The following is a 4,924-nucleotide window of genomic DNA, read 5'->3' on the forward strand; positions in this document are numbered from 1 at the left end:
GGGCCGGGGAGCGCTCGTGCGGCCCGCCGCCGCGGTACGGGGTGCGGGCTACGGGGTGCGGGCTACTTCTTGGCCGGTGCCTTCGGGACGGCGTTGTACGGGTTGTGGTGGTGGTCGCCGATGTGCAGCTGCTCCTCCGGCGCGCCGGCGAGCTTCGGCAGGACGTGGGTGCCGGTCGGGTCGGTGATGATGATGGCGTCGCCGTTGCGGCGCACGTCGTGCGGGGAGCCCTTGGCGTAGGAGGCGAGCTCCGCGCCCGGGCCGGTGGGGGTCGAGTCGGCCACCGTGCCGAACACGTTCGTGGGCAGCGTGAGTGCGGTAGCCGTCGCGCCGAGCGTGGTGTTCGCGGACTGCTCGCCGCCGTACGCGGCGCCGAAGGTGGCGCCGCCGGTGACGGTGGTGCCGGCGGGCACGGTGACCGGCACGGCGGTGCCGGAGGTCCCCTGGAGGGTGACCACGCCGCCCTGGACGTAGCCGGTGGCCGAGCCCGTGTTCTGGGCCTGCTGCCAGCCGGCCTGCTGCTGGAGGACCGTCCCGGAGTCGGTGAGGGTCTGGTTGACCACCGGGGTGTCCGCGGTGAACCAGGTGCGGTAGGTGGACAGGATGCCGGTGAGGGTCTGCAGGGCCAGCTTGTCGTCGGTCAGGTTGGACTGGTGCATGAAGAAGGGCCGCGGGTCGTTGGACAGCACGTATCCGAGGGTGATCCTGACCTGCAGCGGCAGGACGTAGCTCGACCAGGCGGTGTTCGGGTCCAGCGGTGCGATGCAGGTCGTGGTGGCCGGGTTGGCCTCGCAGTTGCCGCTGCCGCCGTTCGCCTTGGAGGTGTAGAGCCAGTTGTACTCGCTCACCTCGTCGGCCTGGGTGGAGACGTTGTAGAACACGTTGACCGGGTGGCGCGGGGTGCCGAGCGCGGAGGCGATCTGACGCTGCCCGCTCTCGCGGGAGGCGTCGACGCCGAGCCACTGGATGTTGTCGGCGCTCAGCGCGGCCAGGAAGTTCGGGTTGTCGTCGGGCTGCTGCGGCAGCATCACGGTGCCGGAGTGCTCGCCCGCGACCAGTTCGTTCGGCCGGAACGGGAGGCCGTTGGCCTGGGCGAACTGGATGTTCTGGGTGATCTGGGAGCTGATGGTGGGCTGGTCGACGTATTCGATGGCGCCCGAGGCGTCGGTCTGGCACCGCCAGGGGATCACCGAGAAGTCCTGCACGCAGCCCAGGAACGGGTGGTCGTAGGTGTGGTTGACCCACCGGAAGCTGTTCTTGTTCGCCAGCAGCGCGTCGCTCAGCGGGTCGTCGCCGCCCTGCTCCTCCTGGTACTCGACACCCGGGCCGGCGTTGAACAGGAAGTCCAGGGTGTAGCCGTTCTGCTGCTGCCAGTTCACCGTGTCGGTGACGTCGGGGGCGGCCATCCGGATGGGCGTGGTGTCCGGTACGCCGGCGGCGCAGTCGCCTTCGCCCGGGGTGCACTTGCCGCTCTGGCTCCACCGGGAGTTGGCGTTGAACAGGTCGTCGATGTGTGCCGAGAAGTAGTTGCGCCAGTAGCCCAGGTGGACGCCCCGCGTCACCCAGTCGACGATCCCGTGCGCGAGCAGCCGGAACTGCTGCTGGTCGTAGTTGTACGCGAAGGTGAGGACCAACTGCTGGCGGCCGCCGCTGGTGTAGACGCCCGCGAGCACGCCCTGCGTCGAGGTGCCGGGCACCGTCTCGGTGAGGAACGGTTCGAAGTGCGAGCCGGTGGCCGGGTTGTCGGGCACCGGCGTGGCCAGCGCGCCGTACGAGCCGCTGCCGCCCGCGGTGCCCTCGAACGGCACCGGGCCGTTGAGGTAGCGGAAGGCGTCGGCCCGGGCGGAGGAGGACGCGGTGGCGGTGGTCGCGTCGAGCGAACCGGTCCACGCGGGCGTGTTCAGACCGGTGTTGGTGCCCGGCCACACGTAGGAGTCGACCTGTCGGACGTGGTAGGCCTGCTCGTAGCCGGTGAGGGCGGAGAGTTCGGCGGTGGAGAGCCGGCTCGGCGCGTCGTTGGGCAGGACGACAGCCTCGAAGTGGCCGTGCGGTGTGCCGTCGGCCAGCGCGTCGGCGAGGAAGGACGCCGTGAGAGTGGCGCGGTTGCTGCTGGTGAGGTCGACCACGGTGGTCGGCACACCCTCGGAGACCAGTTGCTTGTGGATGCCCTCGACCCACGGGTTGCCGTCGGTGACGACGAGGACGTTCAGGTCGACCCGGGAGGTCGCGGCCGCGGCCGGGACGACCGTACCGAGGGATATCACCGCGCCGGCCACGACCAGCGCGATCAGCGGCAGCGCGCGGAACGGCGTTCGGCCCGCGCGCGGGGCAGAACGAAGTTTCAGGAGTCTCATGGCGCCCACCCTGGCGCAGCGGGCGGTCGCTACGGCCGCGTTCCGACAGACCTTGACCGATCGATGGCGGGGTTTTTGGAAACGGTTCTCGTTTCGGAAGCCTCCCCGTAACCGGCCTGCACACCTACGGCCCTGAGGCCCGGTCAGAACCGGACGCGCCGGGCGGGCCGGGCGCACCGGGCGGACCGCGGCACCGGGGGTTGTCTGCGGCGGTGCGTATCGTCCGGGGCAACAGGCGCCACAGGAGCGAGAAGGAAGGGGCGGGAATGGACGAGGTCAGGCCGGGGACGCGCGAGTACCTCGACGGACGTGCGCCGCCAACGGCTCGACCACGCCCACAAGGCCGCCCTCGGGCTGGTCCGTGAGCACGACTTCATCGCGCACGAGGACCTGAAGATCCGCAACATGCTCGCGGCCCCCGTGCCGAAGCCCGACCCCGACCAACCCGGCGTCTTCCTGCCCAACGGCGCCGCGGCCAAGGCCGGACTCAACCGCTCGATCTCGGATGCCGGCTGGGGGGGTGTTCCTGACGATCCTGCACGCCAAGGCTGAAAGCGCCGGACGGGAAGTCATCGCCGTGGACCCCCGCAACACCTCCCGCGAGTGCCCTGAATGCGGGCACACCGCGAAGGAGAACCGGCCCACTCAGGAGAAGTTCCACTGCGTCGCCTGCGGCCACCGCGCGCACGCCGACACGGTAGGAGCCATCAACGTTCTACGGGCCGGGCTGGCCCGTCGCGACGCCCGCCAGGGTTGACGAGAAGCCCCGGCGTTTACGCCGGGGAGGAGTCACTCGCGCACGCTAACAGGTGGTCAACCCAGCCGATGCGGCGCCCCGAGACACAGCCCCAGGGCGGTGGGCACCGCCGAGACGATCGGCGGCAGGCTGGCTGGCGAGTTCCTCGCCAGCGACCTCACCGAGTAGTTTCTCAGCATCGACAACCCCTTCGTCGATGGATTCGGGCAGCGGACGATCCCTCCGTCCCTCTCCACCCCGGCGGAGGAGACCTCTCCACCCGGCACGCAACTGGCCGATAGGGCATCGCCCCCGACTCGGTGAAGGAACGCTGTCACACGCGGGATGAACAGCCCCCGCCGGCGTTGAGGAGAGAGGCTTCAGGTGGACAAACGCAACCGAACCCTGCCCCTGGCCAGGACTGTCGGTGTCATCTCACCGGTCCTCCTGCTCCACAACCACACCCCTTGGTGGGCGATCCTACTCCTTGCCGCACCAGCCGGGGCCTGGACCGTACTCAACGCCGTCCTCCCCCAGTCCTCACACGACCGGCTGGAATGGTGGCGCGACCGCCGTCGCCACCAGCGCCTGCGAACAGCCCGGCAGGGCGCAGCAGCCCACAGGCGCGCAGGGAGCACAGGGAGCACAGGGAGCACAGGGAACGCCGACAAGGACATCACGGAGTGACTGCCGATGGAAGACGAGGTCCGAGCAGTCTCCGTGCCCGGCAGCGACCACGGCGCCGAACGGAGCAGCAGCCGGGCCGGCCGTCCCCGCACAACCTCCTGCGGTGTCGGCGCCGACATGCGGGACAGGAAATTCTCCTGTCCTGGAGGTCTGAACGAGGTTACCCGGGCGGGAGCGCACCGAAGAATTTCCGGTCCCGGCGGAACCGACGGGGTCGGCAGGGACGGCGGGCCTCACAGAAATCGGCATCACCGAACCCGCCGACGCCGTGCTCCCCCACGCCATCGACACGGACACGATCCACACCGGCCCGGTCCGGACCGGAGCGCGGAGACAGGGAAGCCAGTGAGTGCGCACACGGTGAGGTGGCGTCGGCGCCGTCATCAGGCCCAGTGTCGACGTACGGCCTTCGCTCCTCAGCTGCGTACCTTTGAACGTCCCCTGACCTGTGCCAGGGAACCTGGACCGCGCGTCACCGAAGGTGGACCGACGGCGGTTTGCGCCGGTGGAGATGGACCACCGCAGGTCAGTTGTCCTGTCGTAGGAGTGAAAGTCGCCGTCGGGCCTCGTCGCGAACCCCTGAATCTGCGTCCGACGTCAGCGTCTTGAGTTGCCGGATGAGCTCGGCCAGGCCGTTGCCGGTCATCCAGCGCGGGTCACAGTCAAGTTCCGCGCTGAGCTGGTCAGCGGTTCCCTGGTCGGTCGCGTTGGCTCGGGCGGCGAGCACGGCGCGTAGACCCGGTAGGTCCTCACGTGCCAACAGGGCCACGGCTGTCTCCGAGGTCACTGCGGTGTCTTGAGCGTCGAGCAAGAGGCGGTGAAGGACATCGGCGACGTCCTCGATCTGAGGTACTGCCGCCAGCCGACGCCCTGCAGCGGCCCTGACACTCCATGAGGGAGAGTCCGCGGCAACGAGCGAATCAATCGGCTCTCGATCTTGGAAATCTTTCATGTCACCAGCGTGCCAGGAGACGTCTCGACTGCGGTGGTCCATCTTCACTGTCACAAACCGCCGCCGGTCCAGGTTTCCTGGCACAGGACACCCCCAGCTGTTAATACTGCAACCGCATCTGGGGGGTGTGTCCTCGGCGTTTGTAGTGGGAGTTGCGGGCGCGGGCTTGGCTTCGTCGTCGGAAGTGTGACCAGT

Annotated in this window: 2 protein-coding genes and 1 pseudogene; 1 reads left to right on the top strand and 2 read right to left on the bottom strand. The window is 69.2% G+C overall.

What is annotated here, in order from left to right; translation table 11 throughout:
* Positions 1–62 precede the first annotated feature (62 nt).
* Positions 63–2,354: a hypothetical protein gene (locus tag ACFWPI_RS39200; protein WP_380379143.1), complete on the bottom strand. Its 2,292-nt coding sequence runs from the start codon at positions 2,352–2,354 to the stop codon at positions 63–65.
* A 309-nt stretch (positions 2,355–2,663) separates the two neighbouring features.
* Between ACFWPI_RS39200 and ACFWPI_RS39205 the strand changes: the two are divergent.
* Positions 2,664–3,111: pseudogene (locus ACFWPI_RS39205) on the top strand (RNA-guided endonuclease InsQ/TnpB family protein); the annotation flags it as partial.
* 1,192 nt (positions 3,112–4,303) lie between these two features.
* Here the strand turns inward: ACFWPI_RS39205 and ACFWPI_RS39210 are convergent.
* Positions 4,304–4,729, bottom strand: coding sequence for a hypothetical protein (locus tag ACFWPI_RS39210; protein WP_380379145.1), 426 nt, complete (start codon positions 4,727–4,729; stop codon positions 4,304–4,306).
* Positions 4,730–4,924 lie beyond the last annotated feature (195 nt).

Source organism: Kitasatospora sp. NPDC058492, from assembly GCF_042720685.1.
Taxonomy (GTDB): Bacteria; Actinomycetota; Actinomycetes; order Streptomycetales; family Streptomycetaceae; genus Kitasatospora.